Source organism: Actinomadura monticuli (assembly GCF_041463655.1).
GTDB classification, from domain to species: domain Bacteria; phylum Actinomycetota; class Actinomycetes; order Streptosporangiales; family Streptosporangiaceae; genus Spirillospora; species Spirillospora monticuli.
Genome location: NZ_JAXCEI010000007.1, coordinates 325,132 through 351,833 on the forward strand (window position 1 = coordinate 325,132; position 26,702 = coordinate 351,833).

General features: G+C 73.4%; 26 protein-coding genes. 12 read left to right on the forward strand and 14 right to left on the reverse strand.

Annotation, left to right across the window (positions count from 1 at the left end):
• Positions 1–97 precede the first annotated feature (97 nt).
• Positions 98–274, reverse strand: coding sequence for a hypothetical protein (locus tag SM611_RS18530; protein ID WP_371950900.1), 177 nt, complete (start codon positions 272–274; stop codon positions 98–100).
• Positions 275–630: 356 nt separating this feature from the next.
• Here SM611_RS18530 and SM611_RS18535 point away from each other — a divergent pair, with 356 nt between their 5' ends.
• A complete protein-coding gene (locus SM611_RS18535) occupies positions 631–1,347 on the forward strand; it encodes a helix-turn-helix domain-containing protein (protein WP_371950902.1) in 717 nt (238 codons plus the stop codon).
• Positions 1,344–1,535: a DUF397 domain-containing protein gene (locus SM611_RS18540; RefSeq protein ID WP_371950903.1), complete on the forward strand. Its 192-nt coding sequence runs from the start codon at positions 1,344–1,346 to the stop codon at positions 1,533–1,535. Before SM611_RS18535 ends, SM611_RS18540 begins: the two co-directional genes overlap by 4 nt.
• A gap of 229 nt (positions 1,536–1,764) precedes the next feature.
• On the opposite strand, the gene SM611_RS18545 is transcribed toward SM611_RS18540, so the two are convergent.
• Positions 1,765–2,349 (reverse strand): Uma2 family endonuclease, encoded by a 585-nt coding sequence (locus SM611_RS18545; protein ID WP_371950905.1) that lies wholly within the window; start codon positions 2,347–2,349, stop codon positions 1,765–1,767.
• Positions 2,350–2,553: 204 nt separating this feature from the next.
• Here SM611_RS18545 and SM611_RS18550 point away from each other — a divergent pair, with 204 nt between their 5' ends.
• The gene (locus SM611_RS18550; RefSeq protein ID WP_371950907.1) at positions 2,554–3,114 is read left to right on the forward strand and encodes a DUF1707 SHOCT-like domain-containing protein; all 561 of its coding nucleotides are present in this window, start codon (positions 2,554–2,556) and stop codon (positions 3,112–3,114) included.
• A 112-nt stretch (positions 3,115–3,226) separates the two neighbouring features.
• The gene (locus tag SM611_RS18555) at positions 3,227–5,830 is read left to right on the forward strand and encodes a hypothetical protein (protein ID WP_371950908.1); all 2,604 of its coding nucleotides are present in this window, start codon (positions 3,227–3,229) and stop codon (positions 5,828–5,830) included.
• Between the two features lie 255 nt (positions 5,831–6,085).
• Here the strand turns inward: SM611_RS18555 and SM611_RS18560 are convergent, their stop codons facing one another.
• The 3 genes from SM611_RS18560 to SM611_RS18570 all read right to left on the reverse strand — a co-directional run bounded on the left by SM611_RS18560 (position 6,086) and on the right by SM611_RS18570 (position 8,545).
• Positions 6,086–6,271: a hypothetical protein gene (locus SM611_RS18560; protein ID WP_371950910.1), complete on the reverse strand. Its 186-nt coding sequence runs from the start codon at positions 6,269–6,271 to the stop codon at positions 6,086–6,088.
• A gap of 149 nt (positions 6,272–6,420) precedes the next feature.
• A complete protein-coding gene (locus SM611_RS18565) occupies positions 6,421–8,283 on the reverse strand; it encodes a DUF8508 domain-containing protein (protein WP_371950912.1) in 1,863 nt (620 codons plus the stop codon).
• A 70-nt stretch (positions 8,284–8,353) separates the two neighbouring features.
• A complete protein-coding gene (locus SM611_RS18570; RefSeq protein ID WP_371950914.1) occupies positions 8,354–8,545 on the reverse strand; it encodes a ferredoxin in 192 nt (63 codons plus the stop codon).
• A 163-nt stretch (positions 8,546–8,708) separates the two neighbouring features.
• Here SM611_RS18570 and SM611_RS18575 point away from each other — a divergent pair, with 163 nt between their 5' ends.
• On the forward strand, positions 8,709–9,422 hold the full coding sequence (locus tag SM611_RS18575; protein ID WP_371950916.1) for a class I SAM-dependent methyltransferase: 714 nt from the start codon (positions 8,709–8,711) through the stop codon (positions 9,420–9,422).
• Positions 9,423–9,514: 92 nt separating this feature from the next.
• On the opposite strand, the gene SM611_RS18580 is transcribed toward SM611_RS18575, so the two are convergent.
• The 8 genes from SM611_RS18580 to SM611_RS18615 all read right to left on the reverse strand — a co-directional run bounded on the left by SM611_RS18580 (position 9,515) and on the right by SM611_RS18615 (position 19,216).
• Entirely contained in the window at positions 9,515–10,630 is a 1,116-nt protein-coding gene (locus tag SM611_RS18580) for a prenyltransferase/squalene oxidase repeat-containing protein (protein ID WP_371950918.1), read from the reverse strand.
• Entirely contained in the window at positions 10,620–11,381 is a 762-nt protein-coding gene (locus SM611_RS18585) for a class I SAM-dependent methyltransferase (protein WP_371951044.1), read from the reverse strand. The genes SM611_RS18580 and SM611_RS18585 overlap by 11 nt, the downstream gene beginning before the upstream one ends.
• A 43-nt stretch (positions 11,382–11,424) precedes the next feature.
• Positions 11,425–12,732 (reverse strand): glycosyltransferase family 4 protein, encoded by a 1,308-nt coding sequence (locus tag SM611_RS18590; protein WP_371950919.1) that lies wholly within the window; start codon positions 12,730–12,732, stop codon positions 11,425–11,427.
• 28 nt (positions 12,733–12,760) lie between these two features.
• Positions 12,761–14,092 carry a cytochrome P450 gene (locus SM611_RS18595; RefSeq protein WP_371950920.1) on the reverse strand — a complete coding sequence of 444 codons (1,332 nt, stop codon included), beginning with the start codon at positions 14,090–14,092 and terminating at the stop codon, positions 12,761–12,763.
• Between the two features lie 36 nt (positions 14,093–14,128).
• On the reverse strand, positions 14,129–15,400 hold the full coding sequence (locus SM611_RS18600; RefSeq protein ID WP_371950922.1) for a cytochrome P450: 1,272 nt from the start codon (positions 15,398–15,400) through the stop codon (positions 14,129–14,131).
• A gap of 255 nt (positions 15,401–15,655) precedes the next feature.
• Positions 15,656–16,675: an MBL fold metallo-hydrolase gene (locus tag SM611_RS18605; RefSeq protein WP_371950923.1), complete on the reverse strand. Its 1,020-nt coding sequence runs from the start codon at positions 16,673–16,675 to the stop codon at positions 15,656–15,658.
• A gap of 40 nt (positions 16,676–16,715) precedes the next feature.
• Positions 16,716–17,873 carry a steroid 3-ketoacyl-CoA thiolase gene (locus tag SM611_RS18610; RefSeq protein WP_371950924.1) on the reverse strand — a complete coding sequence of 386 codons (1,158 nt, stop codon included), beginning with the start codon at positions 17,871–17,873 and terminating at the stop codon, positions 16,716–16,718.
• A gap of 98 nt (positions 17,874–17,971) precedes the next feature.
• Positions 17,972–19,216, reverse strand: coding sequence for a cytochrome P450 (locus SM611_RS18615; RefSeq protein WP_371950925.1), 1,245 nt, complete (start codon positions 19,214–19,216; stop codon positions 17,972–17,974).
• A gap of 330 nt (positions 19,217–19,546) precedes the next feature.
• On the opposite strand from SM611_RS18615, the gene SM611_RS18620 reads away from it, so the two are divergent.
• A complete protein-coding gene (locus SM611_RS18620) occupies positions 19,547–19,927 on the forward strand; it encodes an SCO2583/SCO2584 N-terminal domain-containing protein (protein ID WP_371950926.1) in 381 nt (126 codons plus the stop codon).
• Here the strand turns inward: SM611_RS18620 and SM611_RS18625 are convergent.
• The gene (locus SM611_RS18625) at positions 19,924–20,775 is read right to left on the reverse strand and encodes a cytochrome P450 (protein ID WP_371950928.1); all 852 of its coding nucleotides are present in this window, start codon (positions 20,773–20,775) and stop codon (positions 19,924–19,926) included. The genes SM611_RS18620 and SM611_RS18625 overlap by 4 nt on opposite strands.
• A 55-nt stretch (positions 20,776–20,830) precedes the next feature.
• Between SM611_RS18625 and SM611_RS18630 the strand changes: the two genes are divergently transcribed.
• From SM611_RS18630 to SM611_RS18655, 6 genes are all read left to right on the forward strand, one after another.
• Positions 20,831–21,154 (forward strand): hypothetical protein, encoded by a 324-nt coding sequence (locus tag SM611_RS18630; RefSeq protein ID WP_371950929.1) that lies wholly within the window; start codon positions 20,831–20,833, stop codon positions 21,152–21,154.
• Positions 21,155–21,323: 169 nt separating this feature from the next.
• Positions 21,324–22,325 (forward strand): 3-oxoacyl-ACP synthase III family protein, encoded by a 1,002-nt coding sequence (locus tag SM611_RS18635; protein ID WP_371950930.1) that lies wholly within the window; start codon positions 21,324–21,326, stop codon positions 22,323–22,325.
• A gap of 1 nt (position 22,326) precedes the next feature.
• Complete coding sequence (locus SM611_RS18640) at positions 22,327–23,097, forward strand: glycosyltransferase family 2 protein (RefSeq protein ID WP_371950932.1); 771 nt, start codon at positions 22,327–22,329, stop codon at positions 23,095–23,097.
• Positions 23,094–24,248 carry a cytochrome P450 gene (locus SM611_RS18645; protein WP_371950933.1) on the forward strand — a complete coding sequence of 385 codons (1,155 nt, stop codon included), beginning with the start codon at positions 23,094–23,096 and terminating at the stop codon, positions 24,246–24,248. The genes SM611_RS18640 and SM611_RS18645 overlap by 4 nt, the downstream gene beginning before the upstream one ends.
• Positions 24,245–25,771, forward strand: a complete 1,527-nt coding sequence (locus SM611_RS18650) for a class I adenylate-forming enzyme family protein (RefSeq protein ID WP_371950934.1) — start codon at positions 24,245–24,247, stop codon at positions 25,769–25,771. Before SM611_RS18645 ends, SM611_RS18650 begins: the two co-directional genes overlap by 4 nt.
• Positions 25,768–26,694, forward strand: coding sequence for an NAD-dependent epimerase/dehydratase family protein (locus tag SM611_RS18655; protein ID WP_371950936.1), 927 nt, complete (start codon positions 25,768–25,770; stop codon positions 26,692–26,694). The genes SM611_RS18650 and SM611_RS18655 overlap by 4 nt, the downstream gene beginning before the upstream one ends.
• Positions 26,695–26,702 lie beyond the last annotated feature (8 nt).

The following is a 26,702-nucleotide window of genomic DNA, read 5'->3' on the forward strand; positions in this document are numbered from 1 at the left end:
GCGCCACCTGCGACATGGTCACCCTGATCTGAGAAGCGGCCGCGTCCAGATCGTTCGCGGGACGGATCAGTGCGCCGGTTCGGACGTCGTAGAACCATCACTGCCCGTCGCGGTAGCGGCATCCGATCGTGGCCGCGCGACCGGGAACCTTGTGCGGAATGACGTTGAGGACGGGGTAGCCGTCGATAGAGGTGAAGGCCGTCAGCAGCCCCGCGACCCGGACGAACCTCTCGTTGAGCCGGACCAGGAACGTGATCCGCTCCCGTTGCGGCATCGGCGCCCCAGGCCGCCGCGCGGCCTTCGGCTCAGAAGGAGGCGACGGAAGAGCCCGTCCTCCGGGCTGCCGCTCGTGCGCACCCATCCGGTCACGCTCCAGGCATGCCGTTGAGGTTGATGGTGTGAATGCTCATGACGGACCACATCCTTCGAGTCGACGCTGTGAACTGAGACACAGACTGATGAGTCGACTGGTAGGTTGCACGTATTCAGAGGTGATCTGAATACAGCTGAATATGGAGGCCATTACGCATGGCGACCGAGGTGTCACCCAACCCTCAGAACAGCATGTGGGACTTCATAGCGGTTATGGTGCGAGTTTAGAGGCGGCGAGCGGGTAACGGCAGCCCGCCGGTGACCGACATTCTCAAGATCAGCCAGTCCACACTTTCACGCATCGAGTCAGGCAGGCGACGGCTGCAAGGTGACGAGGCGAGGAAGCTAGACAAGGTATGGAATACCGGGCGAATGTTCGAACTATTGGTGTGGTATGCCTCGATGGGGCACGATCCGCAGTGGTTCGCCCAGTACATCGAGAAGGAATGCCGGGCCGGCATTATCCGGATCTTCGAGTCACAGCTCGCCCACGGCTTGCTTCAGACCGAGGATTATGCTCGTGCGCTGATCATGGCGGGCAGCTCTACCGAACCGGAGAAGATCCTTCGTGAACGAGTCATGCGCCAACAGATGTTCGAGCGCCTGCCGCCACCGCAGGTGACGTGCCTCATCTCTCAGAACGCGATCGAGTGGCCCGTCGGGAGTCCGGAGATCATGCGCGGGCAACTCCAGCACCTCTTGGATCTGTCGGAGTTGCCGCACGTCATCGTTCGCGTGGTGCCCCGGACGTACGAGGTAGGGGCATATCCTGGGCTGAATGGGAGCTTTCAGCTCATGGCGGGCGAAGACTTCGGCGAGGTCTGCTACACCGAGTCTTCAGGTGGAGGCCGTCTCGTCTCCACGCCCTCTGAAGTTCTGGGCTTTGCCGCAAGGTTCGACCAGATCAGCGCCAAGGCTCTGATGGAGGGACCGTCGAGGGACCTCATTCGATCACTGATGGAGGCAGTACAGTGACCAGCCCCGTGTGGCGGAAGTCCAGCCGCAGCGGAACCGAACAGAACGCGTGTGTGGAGGTCGCGCACCTGGAGACCCGGGTGGGTGTGCGGGACAGCAAGAACCCCGAAGGCGGCCACATCGCCATGGGGCAGGCCGCGTTCGGGGACCTGCTCGCCCGGGTGAAGTCAGGAGACCTGGACCTCTGATGGAGGCGCCGTCCCCGGCCGGTCGTCCGGCTGGGGACGCGGGTCGGTGCCCGGCGTTGCGCGCGAGAGGGTGGTCACCTCATGCTGGACCGTGCCGCGGTTTCTGCCCTGCTCGCTCGGGTGAAGGCGGGCGACCTCGATCTTTGAGCGTTGCCCGCCGGCATCGCACCGGTCGGTGACGTGCTTCGGCGGCTTGGGCGCGGTTGTCCGGGGTTGGCGGGGTCTGGGGTCAGTCCATTTCGGAGAGGCGGGCTGGGTCGAAGGTGATGGGGTACGGGCGGTCCAGGGTGAGGGTTTCGCCGGAGCGGGCCTTGCCGGTCACCTCGTAGTGGTCGTCCTTCAACTCCAGCAGGGTGATGGTGGGGCGGGGCTCCAGGTCGACGAGCCAGTAGTGCGGGATGCCGGTCGCGGCGTACTCGTCGACCTTGCGGACGCGGTCGATCTGCTCGTTGACGGTGCGGGGCGTGACGACCTCGGCGACCAGGATCAGGTCGGGGCCGTAGTAGGTGCGGGTCTGGCGCTCCAGCGCCGCGCGGGCGACGTCGCGGGCCACGGCGAAGACGTCGGGCTTGCGGATGCCGGACGGGGTCGTCACGTCCTGCGGCGCGCCGGCGATGTGGACGTCGGCGTCGGCCTGCCGGGCGGCCTCCTTGAGGATCGTCTTGAGCTGCTCGGCCGCGTGGTCGTGCCACAGGTCGCCCGGCAGCTCGTTCAGCCAGCCGTCGGCGAGCTCGTAGCGGCGGCCCTCCTCGGGAAGCGCGTCCAGGTCGTACAGCGTGTACGGGCCATGCGCGCGGCCGAGCGTCCCGCCCATGGATCGTCCCCCCTCACCTCGATCTACGGGCAGCTCCGAATTTAGCGGACGGACGTCCGGATCGGCGGCAACCATGATCGCGCGTCGGGATCCGGCCGAATGTCTCGAAAGCCGAGCGGCGGCAGGTTACGATGTATCGCGTTTGACCCTCCATGGACTGGAGGGAGCAGGCTGGGGAGGCCCGCCCGCCGAAGGAGAGATGCGATGAGCGTCGAGCAGCACCCAGCGCCCGCACTGCGCGCCTCGGACCGCGACCGCGACGAGATGCTCGTCCGGCTGCACACCGCCTTCGCCGAGGGGCGGCTGGACGAGCCCGAGCTGGACGAGCGCATCGACCTCGTCCTCGCCGCGCGCACCCATGACGAGCTGGGCGCCGTCGCCGCCGACCTGCCGTCCGGCCGGGCCGTCCCGGCGGCTCCCCGGGGCGGGCCGGTGGGGCGCTTCCAGATCGCCTACAAGAGCTCGGTGACGCGCGCCGGGCGCTGGCGGCTGCCCGAGCGCTTCACGGCCGTCGTCTACAAGGGCTCCGGGACGCTCGACCTCCGCTCCGCCGAGCTGGACGGCCCGGTCACGACCCTCCGGGTGTTCGCCTACAAGTCCACGGTGGAGATCATCGTGCCGCCCGGCGTCCGCGTCGAGGCGGACGGTCTGGGGGTGTCCGCGGAGGTGCACGGCGACCCGCCGGCCGGGGCGCCGGTCGTCCATGTTCGGGGTTATGCGTACAAGGGGGCTATCCGGGTGAAAGGTCTGATAAGCCGCCCCTGAAGTGATAGAACGCTCCAGCGGCCCCATTGGCCGCCGTTCATGTGGATGTCGGTACAGGACGTCCCATGGCGCGATTTGATGGTGGTCCGACAGGGACCGTGAAGGAGCGCGTGTGACGGCGAGGACCCCGGAGCGGGACGAGGCCCCGCGGACGGCCGAGGACGAGCCGGCGGGCTCCCGCCAGGTCCGGCGGCGGCTGACGTTCGGCGTCGCGGGCGGTATCGCCGACATGCCCGCGGCCCTGTCGCCTTGGCAGCGCGCCTACGAGGCGTGGCGGGCGGCGGGGCTGGGCTGGGGGCACGGAGCCCCGCCCCGGGAGCGCGCCGAGCGGCCGGCGAGCCTGAACGCGATCCGGGTCGAGAGCCCGCCGGAGCGGGCGGCGGAGTCACCGCAACAGGACCCCGCGCCCGAGAAGCCAGCTTCCAAGAAGCCCGCGCCGAAGAAGCGTGAGGACAAGAAGCCCGCATCTGAGGAGCCCGCGGCCGGGAAGGCCGCGTCCGGGAAGGCGAAGGCGGGCAAGGCGGGCGAGGCGGGGCGTGCCGAGCCCGAGCCGGGGGACGTGCTGGTCGCCGGGCGGCCGGAGCCGGAGCCGGGGCCGAAGCCGGCGGGCAAGCCCGCGTTCGCGCGGCGGCTGCGCGCGCGTGCCGCCGTCGGGGCCGGGCTCGCGCTCGTCGCCGCCGGGACCGTCTTCGCCGTGGCGCAGCGCGCGGACGCGCCGGACGAGCCGGACGTCCGCGGCCCGATCGCGGCGGACGAGCTGTTCGCCCTCGACCCGGCCGCCGCGACCGACGGCCTCGTCCAGGACCTCACCGCGGTCGCCTCCGCCGGCGGGACGATCGTCGCGGCCGGTGGCGAGGGCGACGGCGCCCCCGCGCGGCAGCGGGCCCGCTTCCTCGTGTCCACGGACGCGGGGCGCACCTGGGGAGCCGCGCGGATCCGCACGCAGGACGGCACGGCGCCCCCGCCCGGCGAGACCCCGCATCTCGTCTCCGGCCGGTCCGGGCACTGGACGGCCCTCGGCGGGACGCCCGCCGGCGGCGCGGTCGCGTGGACGAGCGAGGACGCCAGGGTCTGGACGCGCCGTCCCCTCGGCACCGCCTTCACGCCGTCCGACCGGGTGAACGGCCTGGCCCGCACCGATCGGGGCCTCGTCGCCGTGGGCGCGTCCAAGGGGCGGGCCGTGACGTGGAGCTCGGCGGACGGCCGGGCCTGGCAGCGCATCGACGGCGCCGAGGGCATCATCAGCCTCGACCGCGTGGCGGCGTCCGGCAACGTGGTCCTGGCGCACGGCGCCTACTCCAGGAAGGTGACCGCGAAGAAGGGCCGCAAGAAGGTCACGCGGACCGTGCCCGGCGAGGGGCTCTGGCGGTCCGAGGACGGCGGCCGGACGTGGACGAGCGTGAAGGTGCCGCAGGCGCAGGGCTCCTACGGGCCCCTGAAGGGCCTGGCGACCGGGCCCGCCGGCCAGTTCGCGGCCGTCCGCGAGGGCGAGCGGACGACCGGGCGGAAGAAGAAGCGCAGGACCCAGCGGTTCGGGGTCCTGTTCACCTCGCAGGACGGCCGGAGCTGGCGGGCGGCGAGCCGGTTCGGCGGGTCCGGCATCGAGCTCTTCGGCGGCACCGCGTCCGGCCTCGCCGTCGTCGTGTGGGGGGCGCAGGGCGCCCACGCCGTCCTGCGCAGCGCCGACGGGCGCACCTGGCAGCCGGGCGGCAGCATCCCGGCGCCCGTGCGGAGCAGCGGGCTGACGCTCGCCGGCGCGGGCGGGCTCGCCATCACCGGGCGGCAGGGCGACGACGCCTACCTGCACGGCGTCGACCTGCGCGCCGTGCCGGGCGCCGTGCACGCGGAACGCTCGGTCCGGTCCCTGGCCGCCGCGTCCGGCCTGTCGGTCGCGGTGGGCAGCACCAACGGCGGCGCCGCGATATGGACCGCGCCCGACGGCCTGCGGTGGACGCGCGCCCAGGTCCCCGCCGCCCGCGGATGGCTGTCGGACGCCGTGCGGGGGAGCAGCGGCTGGCTCGCGGTGGGCCGCGCGTCCGGCGCGTCGCCCGCCCCGCTGGCGTTGACGTCGCAGGACGGGCTGGCCTGGCAGAGGGCCGCGTTCCCCGCCGGGACGCCGCCGGTGGCGGCCGCCGCCGGGCCGTCCGGGTACGTCGTGGTCGGGCCCCGCGCCGCCTGGCGCTCCGCCGACCTGCGGACCTGGAAGAGCGCGGGGCTGGACGGCGCCCCGTCCGACGTCGTCGCCGCGCCCGGCGGGTACGTCGCGGTCGGCGCCCGCGGGAAGGCGCCCGCCGTCTGGACGTCCCCCGACGGCGCGAAGTGGACGGCCGCCCAGCCGCCGGCCGGCTTCACCGCGCCGCTGACCGGGGTCGCCGCGCGCGGCGGCACCCTGGTGGCGCTGTCCGCGACCGCGACCGTCCTCGTCTCCACCGACGCCGGGGCGACGTGGTCGCAGCGCAACCTCGGCCCAGGACTGACCGCCTCGGCCGTCACGTCCACGCCGCAGGGCTTCGTCGTGGCGGCGGGCTCGGGCGGCGGTGACGCCGCCGTCCTGGTGTCCGCGGACGGGACGACCTGGCGGCGCCTGGACGTCGGCGGGCTCGGCGGCCCCGCGGATCAGCGGCTCACGACGCTGACCACGATGGGCGCCAACGTCCTGGCCACGGGAACCGAGGACGGAGACCCGATCCTCTGGCGCGCCCCCGTCCCGCGGTAGGGCGATCGGGGGCGGGCTCTTCCGCCTGCCGCGTCCGCCGGCCGGACGGCGTCAGCCGTTGCAGCCGCAGGAGCAGCCCTTCGGGCACGAGCATCCGCCGCCATGTCCGCAACTGCAGTCTTTTTTGGTCATGAGCGGAACGTAACGTCTGCCGCACTCTGCGGTCTATGACCGGGACGCGATGTGCATCTGTCGGCGAGGACACGGGCCGCCCCGAGGCGGGGGCGCGGGACGGCCCGTGCCCGGTCCCGGGGCTCAGAAGTCGATGTGGAAGTCGACGCCGAGCAGGACGAGGACCCAGAGGAAGACGGCCAGCAGCGCGCTGACGATGCGCTGGACGAGGCCCTCGTCGATGTAGCCGCGGTCCCAGGCGATGAACACGCCGATGATCAGGTATATGAGGGTCAGCAGGCTGATGTGCGGTCTATATCGGGTCGCCATGGCAGGCGTCTCCTCCGGGTGGGGGGCATGACGATCCGTCGCTGCCCCGCCCCGCGCGGAGAAAACACCGGCGGTGTTCGGGGACGTGCCATGACGATCTTTTTGGTATCTCCCAAATCCGGGAGCCCGCCCACGTCCCGGACGTCCGCCTACGTCCCGGACATGTCGATGCGGACGACGGTCGGGTCGCGGTCGCCGGCCCGGTCCGCGAACTCCGCGTTGCGGTGCACGATGTCGAACTCGTGCCTGCGCCCGCGCAGCGCGGCGCTCAGCAGGATGTGGTCGAGGTCCTCGGCGTTGCCGCCGGTCACCGCCGTGTAGCGGTCGGCGGGGCGCAGCTCGGCGGGGAGGTCGGTGAGCCCGGCGGACGCGGCGAGCGTCCGCACGGGCACGGACGTCCCGGTGCCGTTGAGGTCGCCCGCGACGATGACGCGCGCGTTCCCGTCCACCTTGCGGACGGAGTTCACGAAGCCCGCCACCACGCGGGCCTGCGCGTCGCGGCGCCATTCGGTGGGCCGGGACGGCGGCTGGTTCCGGCCGAACAGCGGCTGGTCGTCGCCGGTGCTCGGGTACCAGCGGTTCGCGATGACGATGATGCGGCTGCCCCGCCAGGTCAGCTCCCCGGCGAGGGGCTTCTGCGTGCCGGCCCAGGCGGCGCCGCGCGGCGCGATCCGGCCGGGGCTCAGCGTGAGGGCGGCGGCGCCGCCGCGCCGGACGGCCCGCACGGCGGTGACGGCCGGGTCGGGCCGGCCGGGCGGCCCCGCCGGAGCCGGCTCGCCCGCCGCGGGACGGTCGACGAACGCGAGCCCCCGGTCGGTGCGGAAGAGGAACCCGGACCGGTCGTTGACGCCGTCCGTGCCGCCGTCGGCGTTGTCGCGCGGGTCGACCGAGCGCCAGTCGTAGGCGGGCCCGCCCGCCGCGCTGATGGCGGTGATGAGCTGGGCGACGGTCTGGTCGGTCGCGACGGTGCCGTCGTCGTCCGGGCCGCTGTTGTCGCCGACCCCGGTGACCGCGATGAGGTCGGGGGAGCTGAGGCCGCGGACGATGTCGTCGGCGAGCGCGGTGAAGCGGCCGGGTGGCGCGTCGGGGTTCAGCCCGTCCAGCGCGGTGGTGGCGACGGCCATCTCCCCGGGCCGCTGCGGCCGGGTCGACTCGCGGGCCAGCCCGCCGGCGGCGCGCCGCGGGGTCGCGGTGACCAGGAGCTTGTAGTCGCCGTAGGCGTAGTCGAGGACGCCGGTGTTCGCGCCGGGCAGCCTGTCGCCGACGTCCATGCCGGGCAGCGGGGCGAGCGCGTCGTCGAGGATGACGCGCTCGGGGTTGGCGTCGCCGTCGCGGAGCAGGATGCCGCCGCGCGCGGTCCGCGCCCCGGCGCCGGAGCCGTTCGCGGGCAGCACGGGCAGCTCGCCGTAGCGGGACGGCCCGACGGCGACGGCGTCGCGGATCTCGACGCGCATGCCTTCGAGCGCCTCGTAGAAGTCGAGGCCGTCGTGGCGGGGGTCGAAGGCGCCGCCGCGCTCCACGTTCCCGTGCCCGCGGTCGATCACGCGCGTGGGCGCCCTGAGCCCGTGCCGGCCGCCGAGGACGGCGGCGGGCGGCAGGGCCGTCCCGTGCGCGACGACGGCGACCTCGGCGGCGTCGATCTCGGTGCGGCTCAGCCCGCCGGACGAGGCGCCGTCCGGCCGGAACTCGCGGACCGTGCCGCCGACCCGGACCGCGTCGCCGGCCGCCGCGCCCGGCCGGCCGCGGGTGAAGACGAAGACGGCCTCGGACGTCGCGGGATTCCGGTCGGGGCGGGGGTCCTGCATCCAGAAACCGTTCACTGTCGTCGCCGTGACGACGCCGCCGACGCGGGCGACCCTGGCGCCGTTGAGGGGCGAGACGTGCGCGGCGCCCTGCACGTCGTGGATGCGGGCGGCCCGGGGCGCCGCCCGGGCCGGCCCGGCGGCCGACACGGCGAGCAGGGGCGCGGCGAGCGCCGCCGCGGCCAGGACCGTCCCCAGACCGTGGATCACCCAAGGATGATACGGGCGGGAAGGTCCCGTCCGTGCCATCCCGGCGGACCCCGGCGCCCGGGCGGAAGGGCTACTCCTCCAGCGTCAGCGCGGCCTTCGGGCACGACCGCACCGCGTGCCGGACGCGATCCTGCTCCGCGGCCGGGACGTCCGGCTGCAGGATCAGCAGCTCGTCGTCGTCGTTGAGGTCGAAGACCTCGGGTGCGAGCCCGACGCACACGGCGTTCGCCTCGCACACCAGCGGGTCGACTCGTACTCTCATCGCTTCTCCGTTCAGGGATGCACCGTGGCCGCCAACCTACCGAACCAGGTTCGGCGCGGGTCGCCCGCCCCTCGAAAGTAGAACACGTTCCAATCTTCCCGAGCAAGACTCGCGTCTCACCGCGCGCGGCACGGATAGTAGGGTGCCCCGACGGAGGAGAACGATGACCCACACCAAGGCGTCCACCGAGCCGGGAACGACCGCGCACACCGCCCCCGCGATGCCCGCGGATCTGCTGCGCACCGCGCGCACGGCCAAGGGCTTCATGCCGGACGGCGAAGGCCGCGTCCTGTACGAGACGGCCCTCGACTACGGAGCCCGCCTGGCGTCGACCGGCCCCATGCTGGAGGTCGGCACCTACTGCGGCAAGTCCGCCGTCTACCTGGGGGCCGCGGCGAGGACGGCGGGGACGGTCCTGGTCACCGTCGACCACCACCACGGCTCCGAGGAGAACCAGGCGGGCTGGGAGCACCACGACCCGTCCCTGGTCGACCCGAGCACCGGCCGGATGGACACGCTGCCCACGTTCCGGAAGACGATCGCCGCCGCCGGTCTCGACGACGAGGTCGTCGCCATCGTCGGCCAGTCCCGCACCGTCTCGGCCTTCTGGCGGACGCCGCTGGCACTGCTGTTCGTCGACGGCGGCCACGCCGAGGAGCACGCGCAAGGCGACTACGAGGGCTGGACTCCGCACGTCGCCGTCGGCGGGGCCCTCGTCATCCACGACGTCTTCCCCGACCCCGAGGACGGCGGGCAGGCGCCCTACCACGTCTACCTGCGGGCCCTGGAGAGCGGTGCCTTCGAGGAGCGGCGGGTGGAGGGGTCGCTGCGCGTCCTGGAACGCGTCAACGGCAACGACCCTCTGACCCCCGCCTGAACTCCTAGGGCGCCCGCCTCGGCCCCTCCCGGCTCCCCGGCCGAGCCTCCGCCCGCGGCCTCCGGGCGCCCTTCGCGGCGCCTGGGGGCCGCCTAGCCGCGGTTGGCCGCCGGGACGAGGGCGCACCCGCACGCGAGCGGGTCGGACGCCTCAGAGGGCCCCAGGGGCCGTCCCGCGATCTCCTTGAAGAGCCGGGAGGCGGGGGAGGCGTCCGACAGCGCGTCCGCCGCCAGGACCACCGCGGCCGCCGTGTAGGTGGACCGGTCCCCGGGGAAGTGCCGCTCGTTCTCGAACTGCCAGCCCGTCCAGTACGAGCCGTCCTCGTGCCGGAGATGCTGGATGGTCGTGAACAGCTCCAGCGCGCGGTCCCGGTCGCCGGCGGCGTCCAGCGCCAGCACCAGCTCGCAGCTCTCGGCCGCCGTCACCCACGGCTGGTCCGACACGCAGCGGCAGCCGAGCCCCGGCACGACGAACGTGTCCCACTGCCCGGCGAACCGGCGCGCCGCGTCCGCGCCGCGGACCGGGCCGCCGAGCACCGGGTAGTACCAGTCCATCGACCAGCGGCTCTTGTCGGCGAACGCCTCCGGGTGCGCGGCCACCACGTGGCCGAGCTGGTCGGCGGCCAGCTCCCAGTCGGGCTGGTGCTCGCCGAGGTGCTCGGCCAGCGCGACCGCGCAGCGCAGCGACTGGTAGATCGACGAGCAGCCGGTCAGCAGCGCGTGGTCGGACGCCTCGCCGTTCTCGTGCCGGATCCAGATGATCTCCCCGCGCCGGGTCTGCAGCCCGAGCGTGAAGTCGATCGCCCGCCGCACCGCCGGCCACATGTGCCGGGCGAAGCCCGCGTCGCCGGTCATCAGCAGCTCGTGCCAGACGCCGACCGCGAGGTAGGCGGCGTGGTTGGACTCGCCGCCCGGCTCGGTGACCTCGCCGAGCACCCACTTCGCGGGCCACGACCCGTCCGGGCGCTGGACGCTCCGCAGCCACTCGTAGGCGCGCCGCGCCTCCGCGCCGAACCCGGCGACGGTCAGCGCCATCGCCGCCTCGACGTGGTTCCAGGCGTCCACGTGGCCGGGCACGCCGCCCACCGGCGAGAACCACGGGATCGCGCCGGACGGCTCCTGCTGCGCCACGATGCTCCGCGCGGTGGCGACGACGTCGTCCGCCGTCAGGACTCCGGGTACCGAAGGCGGGACGGTCTCAGACCGCATCCGCCGTCTCCTTGGCCGGGGCCGCGGGCGTGCCCGGCGTCGCGGGCTTGGCGAAGTACACGACGACGCTCTTGCCGATCAGCGGGTTCATCACGCGCTCGGCCACCCGGGTCGCCAGCGGCCGCTTCATGATGTCCCAGACGAGGACCTGGTGGTAGGCCCTGGCGAGCGGGTGCCCGTCGTTGCTCACCCCCACCGCGCACTTGATCCACCAGTAGGGGGCGTGCAGGCCGTGCGCGTGGTGGTGGCCGCCGACCCGGAAGCCGACCGACTTCAGCTTGGCCTCCAGCTCGGCGCGCGTGTAGATCCGCACGTGACCGCCGGGGGCGGTGTGGTAGTCCTCCGACAGCGCCCAGCACACCCGCTCGGGCAGCCAGCTCGGCACCGTCACCGCCAGCCTGCCGCCCGGCTTGAGGACGCGCAGCAGCTCGCGCATCGCCCGCATGTCGTCGGGGATGTGCTCCAGCACCTCGGACGCGACGATCGCGTCGAAGTGGTCGTCGGGGAACGGCAGGTCGAGCGCGTCACCCTGCACGGTCTCGGCGGTCGCGTCCGCGGGCACCTCGCCCTCGGCGCGCATGGCCCCGAACATCGTGTCGACGCCGGCGAGCTCCTCGGCGTCCTGGTCGAAGGCCACGACGTGCGCACCCCGGCGGTACAGCTCGAAGGCGTGCCGTCCGGCGCCGCATCCCATGTCGAGGACGCGGTCTCCTGGGGTGACGGGGAACCGCTGGAAATCCACGGTCAGCAGGGTCGTGCTCCTTCCGTACCGGGGGCGCCAGAGCGGCGCTCCCTCACTTGCCCGGTGCCTGATCGGCGCGGGCGGCCAGCCGCAGGTAGCGCTGCTGGGCGATCGCCGCGCGGTAGTGCTCGACGGTGGCCTGCGCCACGGCCGGCCAGGCGAAGCGCTCCTGGACGCGCGCGAGACCCGCGGCGCCCGTCCTTGCCCGCTCCTCGGCGGAGTCGTGCAGGCGGTGCAGGGTGGCGGCGAGCTCCTCGACGTCCCCCGGCTGGACGAGGATACCCGCGTCGCCGACGACCTCGGGCAGCGCCCCGGCGCGGCTCGCGACCAGCGGCGTCCCGGACGCCATGTGCTCCACGGCGGGCAGCGAGAACCCCTCGTAGCGGGACGGGACGACGGCGGTCTCCGCGGACGCGAGCAGGTCGCCCAGCTCGTCGTCGCTGATGCCGCTGACGAACCGCACGCGCTCGCCGAGCGCCAGCTCCCGGACGAGCTTGTCGGTCGGGCCGTCCTTCTGCGGCTTGCTGACCACGATCACGTGGACGTCGCGCTCGGTGGCAACCTTGGCGACCGCGCGCAGCAGCACGTCCACGCCCTTGATCGGCGCGTCCGCGCTGGCCATCGCGACGATCCGGCCGGGGACGCGCTCGCCGCGCGGGTGGAAGACGCGGGTGTCGACGCCGAGCGGCAGGATCTCGATGTCGCGCGGGTCGACCTTGAAGTCCTTGACGATGTCGACCTTGGACGACTCCGACACGGTCAGCACGGGGCCGATCCGCCGGGACACCTGCGCCTGCATCCCGACGAACCCGTACCAGCGGAGCTTGCCGAGCTTCTGCTTGATGCCGCGCGCGGCCTCGATCTCGATCCGGCGGTCGACGCTGATCGGGTGGTGGATGCTCGTCACCAGCGGCAGCCCGAGCCGGGAGATGCCGAGGTTGCCGAGGCCGAGGACCTGGTTGTCGTGCACGACGTCGAAGTCGCCGAGGCGCCGCCTCAGCAGGCGCAGGGCGCGCAGCGAGAACGTCAGCGGCTCGGGGAAGCCGCCCGTCTTCATGTGCGCGAACTCCAGGACGTCCACCCAGTCGCGGAACTCGCCGAGGGACGGCGTCCGGAACGGGTCCTCGTCCCGGTACAGGTCCAGGCTCGGGAGCTTGGTGAGGGTGATCTCCTCGCGGTCCAGCTCGGGGTACGGCTGGCCGGAGATCACCTCGACCGTGTGCCCGAGATCGACCAGCTCTCGGCTCAGATGCCGGAGGTAGACGCCCTGACCGCCGCAGTGCGGCTTGCTCCGGTACGAGAGCAGTGCCACCCGCAACGGGCCGCCCGCCTCGCCTGCCTCACCGCCTGCCTCACCCACGCCAGCCCCTGCCCACGCACCACTCCCGTCAGTCGAGGGACGCCGGACGCACGCGCACCGGCATCTCCTTTATGCCGTTGATGAAACTAGACCTTAGCCTGCGAACGTTACCGCCGAGTTCAATATTGGGCACGGCGTCCAAAAGTGTTTCGAAAAGCACACTCAGCTCGAGTCGGGCGAGATGCGACCCCAGGCAGAAGTGCGGACCGCCGCCGCCGAAGCCCAGGTGGGGGTTGGGGTCCCGGCCGACGTCGAAGGTCCGGGGGTCGGCGAACACCGCCTCGTCGCGGTTGGCGGAGGAGTAGAAGACCACCACCTTGTCGCCCTCCCTGATCCTCTTGCCGCGGAGCTCGACGTCCCGGACGGCGGTCCGCCGGAACAGGTTGACCGGGGTGACCCAGCGGACGATCTCGTCCACGGCGGTCGGGACGAGCGACCGGTCGGCGCGCAGCCGCTCCCACTGCTCCGGGTGCTCCAGCAGCGCGAGCATCCCGCCGGTCGCCGCGTTCCGGGTCGTCTCGTTCCCGGCGACCGACAGCAGCATCACGAACAGCTCGAACTCGTCGCCGCTCAGGACCTCGCCGTCGGCGTCCGGCTGGAGCAGCCTCGTGACGATGTCCTCGCGCGGGTTCTCCCGCCGGTCGGCGGCCAGGACGTTGGCGTACGCGTACAGCTCCGCCGCCGCCTGCTGGCCCTCCTCCGGCGTCCGCTGGAACTCCGGGTCGTCCCCGCCGATCAGCGTGTTGGACCAGGTGAAGATCTTCTCCCGGTCCTCCGGCGGGGCGCCCAGCAGCTCGCAGATCACGTACAGCGGCAGCGGCGCCGCCAGCTCCCGGACGAAGTCGAAGGTCACCGGTGAGCGCGGCGAAGCGAGCGGCTCCGGTGACCTTCCCCCGGAGGTCTTCGGGCCGCCCCCCAGATGAGCGCCGTCCACCGTCTCCGCCACGAGCTTCCGGCAGATGTCGCGGATGTGCTCGGCCAGGGCCCCGATCGCGCGGGGCGTGAAGCCCCGGTTGACGATCCCCCGCTTGCGCGTGTGCTCGGGCGGGTCCTGGTTGAGCATCATCATCCGCTGCAGGACGAGATGCTCCTCCGGCGGCTCGTCGAACAGCGCGAGCCGCTGCCACGACGAGAACACCTCCGGATGGCGCGACACGTGCACGACGTCCTCGTGCCTGGTGACGGCCCAGAACGGCGGGTAGTCCCGTTCGGGGTCGCCGTGGTGCCAGTGGACGGGATCGTGCTCGCGCAGCCACGCCAGCTGCCCGTGCGGGATGCCGTCGCGCTCGTACGCGCCGGGGTCGACCAGCTCGATGCCGGGGCCGTCGGTGCCGGGGGTGGTGGTCTGGGGGGTGGTCATCGCCTCGAACCTCCTCGTCCGGAGTGATGGGCGCCGTCAACCTCCCAAGGGGGCCGACGGTGTGAAGCTCACCGGGATCTCCTTGTAACCGTTGACGAAGTTGGAGCGCAACCGGCGCGGCTCGCCGGCCAGCCGGATGTCGGGCATCCGCTCCAGGATCGTCTCGAAGATGATCCGCAGGTTCATCCGCGCGAGGTGGGTGCCGAGGCAGTAGTGCGGGCCGCCGCCGCCGAAGCCGATGTGCGGGTTCGGGTCACGGCCGACGTCGAAGCTGTAAGGGTTCTCGAACACGCGCTCGTCGCGGTTCGCGGACCCGTAGAACAGCACGACCTTGTCCCCGGCCTTGATCTCCTTGCCGCCCAGCTCGGTGTCGACGAGGGCCGTCCGGCGAAACTGGTTGATCGGGCTCACCCAGCGGACGATCTCCTCGACGGCCTTCGGCAGCAGGCTCCGGTCGGCGCGCAGCCGCTCCCACTGGTCGGGCCGCTCGAAGAAGGCCAGCATGCCGCCCGCGGTCGCCGTCCGGGTGGTCTCGTTCCCGGCGATCGACAGCATGATCACGAACAGCTGGAACTCCTCCAGGCTGATCCTGCTGCCGTCCGGGTCCGGCGTGAGCAGCTTGGTCACGATGTCGTCGCGCGGCGTGGACTCGCGCGCCGCGGCCAGCTGCCCGCCCCACTCGGCGAACTCGGCGGCGCACAGGGTCGACTCCTCGCGGCCCTCGATGAACTCGGGGTCGTTGAAGGCGACCAGCTTGTTCGACCAGTGGAAGATCTTCTCCCGGTCCTCCAGCGGGGCGCCCAGCAGCTCGCAGATCGTGTACAGCGGCAGCGGCGCGGCGAACCGCTCCACGAAGTCGCACTCGCCGAGCGGCGCCGCCTCGTCGATCAGCTCGTTGCAGATCGCGCGGACGTGGTCCTCCAGCCGGCCGATCATCCGCGGGGTGAAGCCCTTGTTGACCATGGACCGGAGCCGCGTGTGGTCCGGCGGGTCCTGGAACAGCATCATCTGGCCGTAGAGGGCGAGGTCCTCGTCGGAGAACTCCTCGAACATGGCCGACCGCTCGTGCGAGGAGTACGGGTCGGCGCGGCGCGACACCGCGACCACGTCCTCGTGCCGGGTCACGGCCCAGAACCCCGGGACGCCCTCGTTCGGATCCTGGTGCCAGTGCACCGGATCGTTGTCGCGCAGCCACTGGAACTGCCGGTGCGGGATGCCCCCGCGCTCGTACACGCCCGGATCGATGATGTCGATCTCGGGTGCGCGGAAGGCCCGGGAAGCGGAGGCGATGGACGTCGCAAGTGCCATGGAAGACCCTTCGTGCCGGGACGGAGTCAGACGCTCGACTGAGCGCTTGCTTGGCCGCAGACTTAGAACACGTTCTAACATGAGACTGGAGTCTCATCAAGGGTCCGGCGGCAGTGACCCGCCTCGCATTCGGATACGGCGGCCTTCCCCGGGGGACGTGCGCGCATCCGTCCGCGGGCATGCCGAAAGGCGCGTGCTCGCCCGGGCGCCGAGCGGCACGCGCCGCGCTGGTTCGGCCGGCGGAGGGCGGTTCGGCTAGCGGAGTATGTAGCGCAGGGGGTCGTCCGTGCCCTCGCGGCGGGCGGTGCCCCGCGTCTCCAGGGTGCGGAGGTGGGCCGCGGCCTCGGCGGCGGCCATGCGCCGGGCCTGCTGCGGCATGTCGGCCCACGCGTGCCGCCAGGTCAGGCCCGCCGTGAGGTCCCACAGGGTGACGGCGGTGGAGGACAGGAGGGCCGTCACCTCGGCGAGGCGCTCCTCGTGGTGGGCGATGATCTCCCGGGCGCGGCCGGACAGGCCGTTGAAGCGGTACTGGTGGGCGGGGAGGACCTCGTCCACCGTCATGGCCGACACCTTGTCGAGCGAGCCGAGGAAGTCGCTCAGCGGGTCGACGTCCGGGGTGTCGTACGGGTAGAGGCCGATGTGCGGGGTGATGCGCGGCAGGACGTGGTCGCCGGTGAAGATGCGGTCGCCGTCCTCCAGGTGCAGGCAGATGTGGCCGGGGGAGTGGCCGGGCGTCCAGACGGTGCGCAGCCGCCGGCCCGGGACGTCGAGGAGGTCCCCGTCGGACAGCTCCCGGTCCGGGATCGCCGGCGGACGCACCTGGGTCTGCTGGGACGGCCCGGAGAGGTCGGACTCGGCGGCGCCGGCGCGGCGCAGGGCGGTCAGCTCGAACTCGCGCCGGCCGCCCTGGCCGACGGCGTGGAAGCGGCGGACGATGTCGGCGTCCGCGTGGTGCATGGCGATCCAGGCGCCGGACTCCTCGCGGACGCGCCCCGCGAGCCCCGAGTGGTCGGGGTGGAAGTGCGTGACGACCACGCCGTGGACGTCCGACACGTCGATCCCGAACGTGCCGAGGCCGTCGCGCAGGGACGTCCAGGCGTCGTCGTGCTGCCAGCCCGCGTCGATCAGCACCGGGCCCTTCGGGCTCTCCACGGCGTACACGAGCGTGTACGCGAGCGGGTTGTCCGGAATCGGGACGGGAACGCTCCACAACCCGCCGCCGAGGTCCTCAGGTTCCGGCTGCACCGAGACCGCCTTTCGCGCCTGTCGAAGCATGGGTACGCCCCGGCCACGGTAGCCGGGGCGGTCGGACGGGTCAGATCCGCTCGAGGATGGAGGCCGTGGACAGGGCGCCGCCCGCGCACATCGTGATGAGGGCCCGCCCCGCGTCGCGGCGCTCCAGCTCGTGCAGCGCGGTCGTGATCAGGCGCGCGCCGGTGGCGCCGACCGGGTGGCCGATGGCGATGGCGCCGCCGTTGACGTTGACCGTGTCCATGTCCGGCTTGTGGACCGACGCCCAGGACAGCACGACCGACGCGAACGCCTCGTTGATCTCGGTGATGTCGATGTCGCCCATCGTCAGCCCGGACCGCTGGAGGACACGCTCGGTCGCCTGGACCGGGCCGTCCAGGTGGTAGTACGGCTCGCCGCCGACGAGCGCCTGCGCCCGGAGCCGGGCGCGCGGGCGCAGCCCGAGGGCCGTGGCCTTCTCCTCCGACATCAGCAGCACGGCCGCGGCGCCGTCGGAGATCTGGGACGAGGTGCCGGCGGTGTGCAGCGCGTCCGGCATGACCGGCCTGAGGTTGGCCAGGCCGTCGGCCGTCGTCTCGCGCAGACCCTGGTCGCGGGTGACCTCGCGGGTCTCGCCGGTCGGGTTGCCCTCGGCGTCCAGGACGGGCGCGGTGACGGGCGCGACCTCGCGGTCGAAGCGGCCGTCCGCCCACGCCTTCGCGGCGAGCTGCTGCGAGCGGGCGCCGAAGGCGTCCAGGTCGGCGCGGGTGATGCCGCGGCGGGCGGCGATCCGCTCGGCGGCCTCGAACTGGTTCGGCATGTCGATCGACCAGTCGTCCGGGCGCGGGTTCGCCGGCAGGACGTTGGAGCCGAGCGGGGCGCGGCTCATCACCTCGACGCCGCAGCCGATCGCGACGTCCACCACGCCGGCGGCGATCTGCGACGCGGCGAGGTGGACGCCCTGCTGCGAGGAACCGCACTGCGCGTCGATCGTGGTGACGCCGGTCTGCCACGGCAGCCCCGCGTACAGCCAGGCGTAGCGGCCGATGTGGCTGCCCTGCTCGCCCGCCTGCGTGACGCAGCCCGCGAAGACCTGCTCCACCTCGGCGGCGTCGATGCCGGACCGCTCGACCAGCGCGTTCAGCGCGTGCGCGAGGACGGCCATCGGCTTCATTCCCGCAAGCCATCCGTTGCGCTTACCGAGCGGCGTGCGCACCGCCTCGACGATCACCGGGGTACCCATGCGGTCTCCTTCTAGAACACGATTCACCTTTGAATGTAACGTGTTCTAACTTTGCCGGACCAGACCGGGTCCCGGTGAGAGGGATCGGCGCGGCGCGTTCAGTACCGGACGCGCAGCTCCTTGATGCCGTTCAGCCACGCGGAGCGGAGCCGGCGAGGCTCGCCCACCCGGGTGATGTGCGGCATCTGGTCGGCGATCGCGTCGAACATGAGCCCGATCTCCAGCCGGGCCAGGTTCGCGCCGATGCAGTAGTGCGCGCCGGTGCCGCCGAACCCGAGGTGCGGGTTGGGCGAGCGGGTGATGTCGAACGCCATCGGGTCGGCGAAGACGTCCTCGTCGAAGTTGGCGGAGCTGTAGTACATCGCCACCCGGTCGCCGGCCTTGATCTCGACGCCGCCCAGCTCGGCGTCCCGGACGGCCGTCCGCTGGAACGCGGTGACCGGCGTGGACCAGCGGACCACCTCGTCCGCCATGGTCTCGGGGCGCTCGGCCTTGAACAGTTCCCACTGGGCGGGGCTGTCCATGAACGCCATCATCCCGTGCGTGATCGCGTTGCGGGTGGTCTCGTTGCCGGCGACGGCGAGCAGGATCATGAAGTAGCCGAACTCGTCGTCGGACAGGGACTGCCCGTCCACGTCGGCCTGGACGAGCTTGGTGACGATGTCGTGCGCGGGGCAGCCGCGGCGCTGCTCGGCGAGGCCCATCGAGTAGCCGATGATCTCGGCGGCGGCGCAGGCCGGGTCGTCGTTGTACTCGGGGTCGTCGTAGCCGAGCATCTTGTTGGACCAGTCGAACACCCGGCGCCGGTCCTCCTGCGGGATGCCGATCAGCTCCGCGATCGCCTGCAGCGGCAGTTCGGCCGCGACCTCGGTGACGAAGTCGCCCTCGCCGCCGCGGCGGCGCGCCTCCGCGACGATGCGCTCGGCGCGGTCCCGCAGCGCTTCGTGCAGGCCGTTGATCACGCGCGGGGTGAACCCGCGCGACACGATCTTGCGCAGCTTGGCGTGCTGCGGCGGGTCCATGTGCAGCAGCAGGTTCTCCCGCTGGACGTCCAGCTCCTCGGCGCCGAACGTCTCGTTGAACCGGATCACGGCGCCGTTGGCGTTGGACGACCACTGCTCGTGGTCGCGGGAGATCTCCTTGATGTGCGCGTGCTTGCTGATCACCCAGAAGCCGTCGTCGTCGAACCCGGTGCGGCCGCGCGGCTGCTCGTTCCACCAGGGCGCGCCGGTGCGGCGCAGCAGGGCGAACTCGGCGAGGGGGACGCGCTCGGCCAGCAGGTCCGGGCTGGCGAAGTCGAAGCCGGCGGGGACGGCGGCGGTCTCCAGAGACGTGGCGGTCATGTGCGGTTCCTCCCGATATGACGGCACTTGCCACCCACCGTAGAACCCGTTTCAGAGCAACTTCAAGGGCAAATGAGACTCAAGTCTAATCTGTCGTCTCAAGCAAGCGATTGATGGATGACTTGGCGGTCATGCCCGTGTCCATCGGGGGTGACGCATGCCGGGCCCGCTCTTGGCACAAGCTTTGATCGACATCAACGGTCCGGCCGGTGAGTTTCCTCACTCGCCGCCGAGGGTTTAGGTAGAACGCGTTCTAGAAATGGCCGAGCGGGGCTGCCGGGGAGGTCGACTAGCCTGGGGACTCGACCTCCCCCGTGCCGGAGACCCCCCATGGCCGCAGATTTCGACGAACCCGTCTTCGACGAAGAATTCGTCCGCAGCGCCGCGTTCCGCGAGCCGTCCGCACGCGAACGCGCCCGGCCGCCGAGCCGCCGCGAGCGGCGCCGCACCCGCCGGGCCGCGCGGCGCACCGGCGGGCGCCGGCGCCGCCGAGGCCGCGAGCCGAGCCACCGGAGGGCCGTGTTCCAGCTCATCGGCGCCGTGCTGGTGCTGTTCGCGATCTCGTTCGCGCTCTGGTGGTGGAACTCCGCGCCCCGCGACGCCGAGCCGGTGCGCCCGGTCGGGCCCACGGTCACGCACTCGCCGGAGCCCGCCCCGACCCCGACCTCCCCCGCGACGGACGCGCCGCCGTCCGAGATCCCCGAGGTCTAGGCGAGCCGCACCGCCAGCTCCGCGTACGCCGGGACGAGGACGCCGCGGGCCGCCCGCCGCGACACCACCCGGTACGGGCGGCCGTCCGACAGCAGCGTCGCCAGCATCCGCGCCACCTGAGTGCGCGCGACGGCCGCGCCCAGGCACAGGTGGCGGCCCCCGCCGAACCACAGCTGCCGCGTCTCCGGCACGTACTCGCGGTCCAGGTCGAACGGCCCGGCGCCGTTCGTCGCCCGGTACGTCAGCAGCAGGACCCGCTCGCCCGCGCGCAGCCGCCGCCCGCCGACGGTGGCGTCCCGGTTCACGTGCCGCCCGATCAGCGGGGCCGGGGTGGCGACGCGCAGGCCCTCGCGGACCGCGCCCTCCAGCAGGGACGGGTCGTCCAGCAGCGCCCGCTGCCGCCCGGTGTCGTGCAGCAGCGCCACCGTCCGGACGGTCCCGGACGCGCCCGTCTCCGTCCCGGCGATGACCAGCAGGGTCGCGAGGCCGCGGGCGAGCGGCAGGCCGAGGTCCAGCTCGCGGCAGCGGCCGAGGAGGGTGCCGGGTCCGGCCGTCCGGTAGGCGTGCGGGACGCCCGCGGTGATGTCGGCCACGACGCTCCGGGCCCGCGCGACGACCGCCGGGTCGAGGCCGGTGGACGCGGTGGTGCCGAGCGCCAGCCGGGCGAGCCGCTCCCCGGCCGCGAACAGCTCCCGGAAGGCGCCGTCGGGCCCGTCCGCGGGCAGCCCGAGGAGGTCGGCGACCATCCGCCCGGCGAGGACGCGGGCGGCGCCCGCGACGTCCGCGGTCCCGCCCGCGGCGAGCCGCCCGGCCAGCGTGGCGTGCGACGGGCCCTGGGAACGCTCCACCAGGGCGCGCGGCGTCCTCGGTGAACAGGTCGCGGGCCCGGGTGCGGATCTCCGCGTGCCGCGCGCCGCCGAAGAACTGCGCCATCTCGTCCCCGAACAGCTGCGTCCACAGGTGGCCGACGCCGCCCTCGCCGTTCATCCCGAAGGCGGCGTGGTCGTTGAGGACGTGCCGGGCCAGCACGGGATCGGTGATCACCCATCCGAGCCGGGGGACGCGCGCGATCGGCCCGGTGTGCCGCGCGGCCTCCAGGAGCGCGAACAGGCCGGGGTTGGCGGCCCACAGCAGCCGCGCCTCGTGCCGCGCCGCTCCGCGCGCCGCGGACGCGCGGGCCCGCCCGGTCGTCTTTGTGCTGGTCATCCGGTGATTCTGCCGGGTTGAGAAAACGGACGGAAAGGCGGTACTACTCAATCCGGGTGAGTGGCGGTACTCACGGCGAACCGGGTACATCGCCCGGTGGTTGTTCCGTAGGGTCTCCCTCACCGCAGGCGCCCGGGGTCGGCGAGCCTGGCCGGACACCGAGCACGAGGAACCGGGGGAGCCCCAGCCCATGAGAGCCCGCATCGCCGCCGTCGCGGCGCACCTGCCCGAGCGGACGGTCACCAGCGCCGAGGTCGAGGCCCGCGTCGCGGCCGAGAGCGCGGGGTACCGGCCGCATCCCACGATCGTCGAGCGGATGACCGGCATCCGCGCCCGGCACGTCATGCGCGACGACGAGCAGGCGTCCGACCTGGCCGTCGCCGCCGCCCGCCGCGTCCTCGCCGAGCGCGCCGCCGAGCCGGCGGGCCTCGACCTGCTGATCTTCGGCTCGGCGTCGCAGGACCTCATCGAGCCCGCCACCGCGCACATCGTGGCCGCCAAGCTCGGTGCGACCTGCCCGGTCTTCGACGTGAAGAACGCCTGCAACAGCTTCCTCAACGGCCTGCAGACGGCGGACGCGCTGATCCGCACCGGGCAGCACGAGCGCGTGCTCGTCTGCACCGGCGAGAGCCCGTCCCGCGCGATCCGCTGGAACGTCCGCGACCGCGCCCAGTTCGTGGACGCGTTCGCCGGCTACACCCTCTCCGACGGCGGCGCCGCGATGCTCGTCGAGGCCGCCCCGGACGGCGGGATCTTCTACCGCGACTTCGCCGCCGTCTCCAGCGCCTGGCGGGTCGGGACGCTGCCCGCCGGCGGCTCGATGCACCCCCGCGACCCCGACTTCACCTACTTCAGCGGGGACGGGCGGCGGCTCAAGGACGCCTTCGTCGCGAGCGGCCCGGAGATCTTCACGACGGCCCTGGAGAAGACCGGGCTGACCTGGGACGACTTCGCGGTCGTCGCCGTCCACCAGGTGACGCTGCCGTATCTGGAGGTGCTGCGCTCGATCCTCGGCATCCCGGCGGACCGGCTCGTCGTGACGCTGCCCGAGCACGGCAACGTGGCGTCCGCGGGCCTGCCGCTGCAGATCGCGACCGCCCGCGCCGCCGGGCGCTGCGGCCCCGGCGACCGGATCGCGCTGATCGGCCTCGCCGGCGGCGTCAGCCTCGGCGTCATGTTCGCGGAGCTCTGACATGCCGGGCCGAGCCGGGATGCGGCTGTGGGTCGTCGTCCCCGCCTTCGACGAGGAGCGCTCGATCGGCGCGACGCTGCGCCGCCTCGCCGAGCAGACCGACACCGGGTTCTCGCTGGTCGTCGTCGACAACGGCAGCACGGACGGGACGGCGCAGGTCGTCAAGGAGTTCGCCGCCGGGCGCCCGGCGTTCGACGTCCGGATCGTCCACGAACCGGAGAAGGGGACGGGCGCCGCCGCCGACACCGGCGTCCGGCACGCGATCGGGGCCGGCGCCACGCACGTCGCCCGCACCGACGCCGACTGCCTCCCGCACCGCGGCTGGGTCGCGGCGGTGAAGCGCGCGTTCGGCGACGGGCTGGAGATGGTGTCCGGGCCGCTGCTGCCCCGCACCGACGAGTTCCCGCTGAAGTTCTGGGAGCGGCGGCTGCTGCCCGCCGTCATCGACGTCGCCGCGCTCTTCGGGCGCTTCCGCCCCGGCAACCAGGACCCGTTCTACCTCGGCCCCTACGTGATGATGCCGGGCTGCAACGTCGCCATCACCGCGGACCTGTACGAGCGGTCGGGCGGCTTCCCGCGCACCCGCATCGAGGACGTCCACGAGGACCGCGCGCTCGTCAACCGCGTCCGCCGCCTCACCGACGCCTACGGCCTTCGCAAGGACGTGACCGTGTACGGGTCGGTGCGCAGGCTGCGCGCGTTCGGCCTGGTCAGGACGCTCGGCTGGTACGCCGACCACCGCTACCGCCCCGACGTCGTGGACATCCGGTGACCTGGGAGGAGCGGCTCTACCTGGCCGCGCACCCGTTCGCGTACCCGCTGCTGCGCGCGGCGGCGCGGCGCGGCCCGGTCGTCCGCGTCCCCGGCGTCGGCGTCGTCGTGAACGACGCCGCGCGGGCGCGCGAGGTCCTGATGGACGGCGACACGTTCCGCAAGGACGGCCCCGGTTCGCCCGGCGAGCTGTGGACGCCCGTGCTGGGCCCGTCCGTCCTGCTCAACATGGAGGGCGAGGCGCACCGGGCACTCCGCCGCCGCCTCACCGACCTGTTCGTCCCGTCCTACACCGAGGCGCTGTGCGCGCGCGTCCTGGCCGAACCCCTGGAACGGCTCGGCGACCGCCTCGGGCGCGGCGCGACCCTCGACGTGGTGGACGCCGCCCGCGTCATGGCCGGCACGGTGATCGGCGAGGTCATCGGCCTGGAGGGCGGCACCGAGGCCGCCTACCGGGACCTGTTCGAGCAGGGCGAGCGGATCGTCGCGATGGTGTCGCTGCGGACCCGCCGGCTGTCCCCGGCCCAGGTGCGGCGCGCCCGCGCCGTGCTCGACCCCCTCGGCGACACCGCCGCGAAGGCGTACCTGGCCGGGGACGAGTCGACGGTCATGGGGCGCATGCGGGCCCTCGGCCTGTCCGAGGACGAGGCGCGCGGCGCGGCCGGGGCGTTCTTCCTCACCGGCACCGAGACCGTCGCGACGCTGCTGCCGCGGCTCATCGCCGTGCTCGCCGACCACGGGCAGGCGGCGCGCGTCGCGGACGATCCCGCGCTGCTCGACCGGGCCGTCGAGGAGGCGATGCGGGTGACGACGCCGACGCCGGTGATGCTGCGCAGCGTGCACCGCCCCGCGCGGGTCGGGGGCGTCGCGATCCGGCCCGGCGACCGGGTCCTCATCGCCACGCACAACTGCTGCCGCGCCTACGGGCCGTTCGACCTCGACCGCCCGCACCCGCCCGAGCTGCGCCGCCTGTGGTTCGGCGCCGGACCGCACTTCTGCATCGGATACCCCCTCGCCATGGCCCAGATCCGCCTGGTGGCCCGGACGCTGCTGGCCGCCGCCCCCCTCGTGATCACCCGCCGGGCGGCCGCCCGGAACGTGCTGATCCCGACCTACCGCCACCTGGCCGTCCGATCGGAGGCGGCGGCGTGACGCTGGTTCGCAGGCTGCTCGACCAGGCGGCCCGGACGCCGGGCGCGGTCGCCCTGGTCGCGGGGGACGGCGCGGAACTGACCTACGGCGAGCTGCGGAGGCAGGTCCTCGCCGTCCGGCACGGGCTGCTGTCGGAGGGGCTCGCGCCGGGCGACGGGGTGCTGTTCTCGGTGCGGCCGTCGCCGGAGTCGCTCGTCCTCGCGCTGGGCGTGGTCGCGGCCGGGGGAGTGGTCGTGTTCGCCGACCCGGGGGCCGGGCCCGAGATGTTCACCGCGCGGCTGCGGCTGGCGCGCCCGCGCTGGTCGGCGGCCGAATCGGTGCTGTACGCGGGCAGCCGGCTGCGGCCCGTCCGGGCCTACGCGCGGCGCCGCGGGCTGCTGCTGCCGAACCTCGCGGGCCTCCAGATCCCGGGCGAGGGCCCGATGCGGCACGTCCACGTCGGGCGGCGGCTGCCGGGCGTGCCGCGCGGCGCGCTGCCGTTCGCGCGCCTGGTCCGCGGGGACGCCCCCGAGCCCGAGCGGGACACCGGCCCCGACGCGCCCGCCGCCGTGATCTTCACCTCGGGCACGACCGCGAACCCGCGCGCGGTCGTGCACACGCAGGGCTCCCTCGCCGCCGCGCTCGAGCTGTTCCGGTCCCGGCTGCCGCTCGGCCCCGGCGACGTCGTGCACACCGACCAGCTCATGCTCGGCCTGCCGACGCTGATCGCGGGCGCCCGCTGGTCGATGCCGCCGCTGTTCTGCGCGCCCGCCGACTTCGCCCGGCTGATGCGCGGGCGCGGCGCCACGCACACGTTCTGCGTCCCCGTCCACCTGGCCGAGATCCTGGACGCCGCCCCGGAACTGCCGCCTGCCGTCCGGTACGTCCTGCTCGGCGCCGCGCCCGCGCCCGCGCCGATCCTGCGGAGGGCGGTCGCGGCGGCGCCGTCCGCCGAGGTCCTGTCCGTGTACGCGATGACGGAGATCCTGCCGGTGGCGATCGCCTCGGCCGAGGAGAAGCTCGCCCACGCGGGCTCGGGATCGGGGGACCTGCTGGGCGCGCCGCTGCCCGGTGTGGGGACGCGCCTGGCGGAAGACGGCGAACTCCTGCTGTCCGGCCCGAACCTGTGCCGCGGTTACCTGGGCGCCGACCCCGTCTCCGAACTCCCGACAGGCGATCTCGCCCGCATGGACGACGGACGCATCGTCCTCATGGGGCGCAAGAAGGACATGCTGATCCGAGGCAAGTTCAACCTCTATCCCGGCCTGTACGAACCGTCGATCGCGGCGCTCCCCGACGTGGCGGAGGCCGCCATCGTGGGCGTCCCGGACCCGAGGACGGGTGACGAGGAGGTCGTCCTGGCCGTCGTGGGCCCGCCCCACCTGGAGGCCGGGCTCCGGCGAACGCTTCCGGACGTCATCGACCACGACGCCCTGCCGGACCGCATCGTCGTCCTGGACGAGCTGCCGCGCTCCGGCCGGACCCGCAAACTGGACCGCGACCGGCTCCGCGCCCTAGTGGTGCAAGGAGGGGTGACGCGATGAGGATCGCGGTGACCGGGGCGTCCGGATTCGTCGGCGGCGCGGTGTGCCGGGCGCTGGCGGCCGAGGGCGTCACGACGCACGCGTTCGGGCGCCGGCCGTCCGTCCCCGCGTCCCACGTGGGCGGCGCGCCCTACCGCTCCTGGGACCTCGCCCGCGGCCGGCTCGCGGACCCGCCGCCCGTGGACGCGGTCGTGCACTGCGCGGGCAGCGTCACCGACTGGGGACCCGCCCCGGCCCTCTTCGCGGCCAACCTCACCGGCACCCGCAACGCGCTCGCGTCCTTCCCCGGCGCGCGGTTCGTGCACGTCAGCACGGCCAGCGTGTACGACCCGTTCGGCCCCAGCGTCATGGTGCGCGAGGAGGAGGCGCCGGTGGCCCGCTACATGAACGCCTACGGCGCCTCGAAGGCCGCGGCCGAACGCCTCGCGCGGGAGCGCGGCGCGGTCGTCCTGCGCCCCCACGCGGTCTACGGCCCCGGCGACACGACGCTGCTGCCGCGCGTCCTGTCGGCGGTGCGCGGCCCGCTCCTGCCCGCCGTGGGCACCGGGCGCCAGCGCGTCAGCCTGACGTCGATCGGCAACCTGGTCCGGGCCTGCGTGCTGGCCGCGACGGGCCCGGTGGCCTCGGGCGTGTTCAACGTCGCCGACGCGGCGCCGGTCACGATCGACGAGGCGTTCCGCGAGATCCTCCGGGAACGCGGCGTCAGGGCGCGGCCGGTCTACGTCCCCGCCGGCGTCGCCCGTCCGCTGGCGACCGTCGCCGAGGGCGCGTTCCTCCTCGCCCGCCGCCCGGAGCCGCCGCGCGTCACCCGCTACGCGATCAGCCATCTGGCCCTGGAGCGCACCCTCGACATCACCGCCGCCAGGGAGGTCCTCGGCTACGACCCGCGCCCCACGTGCTTCGCCGGCGCCGCCGGCTGGTGATCGTCAAC

Coding starts and splice junctions, on each gene's coding strand:
- SM611_RS18530 (WP_371950900.1), bottom strand. CDS start 274: ATGCCGCAACGGGAGCGGATCACGTTCCTGGTCCGGCTCAACGAGAGG.
- SM611_RS18545 (WP_371950905.1), bottom strand. CDS start 2,349: ATGGGCGGGACGCTCGGCCGCGCGCATGGCCCGTACACGCTGTACGAC.
- SM611_RS18550 (WP_371950907.1), top strand. CDS start 2,554: ATGAGCGTCGAGCAGCACCCAGCGCCCGCACTGCGCGCCTCGGACCGC.
- SM611_RS18560 (WP_371950910.1), bottom strand. CDS start 6,271: ATGGCGACCCGATATAGACCGCACATCAGCCTGCTGACCCTCATATAC.
- SM611_RS18570 (WP_371950914.1), bottom strand. CDS start 8,545: ATGAGAGTACGAGTCGACCCGCTGGTGTGCGAGGCGAACGCCGTGTGC.
- SM611_RS18575 (WP_371950916.1), top strand. CDS start 8,709: ATGACCCACACCAAGGCGTCCACCGAGCCGGGAACGACCGCGCACACC.
- SM611_RS18580 (WP_371950918.1), bottom strand. CDS start 10,630: ATGCGGTCTGAGACCGTCCCGCCTTCGGTACCCGGAGTCCTGACGGCG.
- SM611_RS18595 (WP_371950920.1), bottom strand. CDS start 14,092: ATGACCACCCCCCAGACCACCACCCCCGGCACCGACGGCCCCGGCATC.
- SM611_RS18600 (WP_371950922.1), bottom strand. CDS start 15,400: ATGGCACTTGCGACGTCCATCGCCTCCGCTTCCCGGGCCTTCCGCGCA.
- SM611_RS18605 (WP_371950923.1), bottom strand. CDS start 16,675: ATGCTTCGACAGGCGCGAAAGGCGGTCTCGGTGCAGCCGGAACCTGAG.
- SM611_RS18610 (WP_371950924.1), bottom strand. CDS start 17,873: ATGGGTACCCCGGTGATCGTCGAGGCGGTGCGCACGCCGCTCGGTAAG.
- SM611_RS18615 (WP_371950925.1), bottom strand. CDS start 19,216: ATGACCGCCACGTCTCTGGAGACCGCCGCCGTCCCCGCCGGCTTCGAC.
- SM611_RS18620 (WP_371950926.1), top strand. CDS start 19,547: ATGGCCGCAGATTTCGACGAACCCGTCTTCGACGAAGAATTCGTCCGC.
- SM611_RS18635 (WP_371950930.1), top strand. CDS start 21,324: ATGAGAGCCCGCATCGCCGCCGTCGCGGCGCACCTGCCCGAGCGGACG.
- SM611_RS18640 (WP_371950932.1), top strand. CDS start 22,327: ATGCCGGGCCGAGCCGGGATGCGGCTGTGGGTCGTCGTCCCCGCCTTC.
- SM611_RS18655 (WP_371950936.1), top strand. CDS start 25,768: ATGAGGATCGCGGTGACCGGGGCGTCCGGATTCGTCGGCGGCGCGGTG.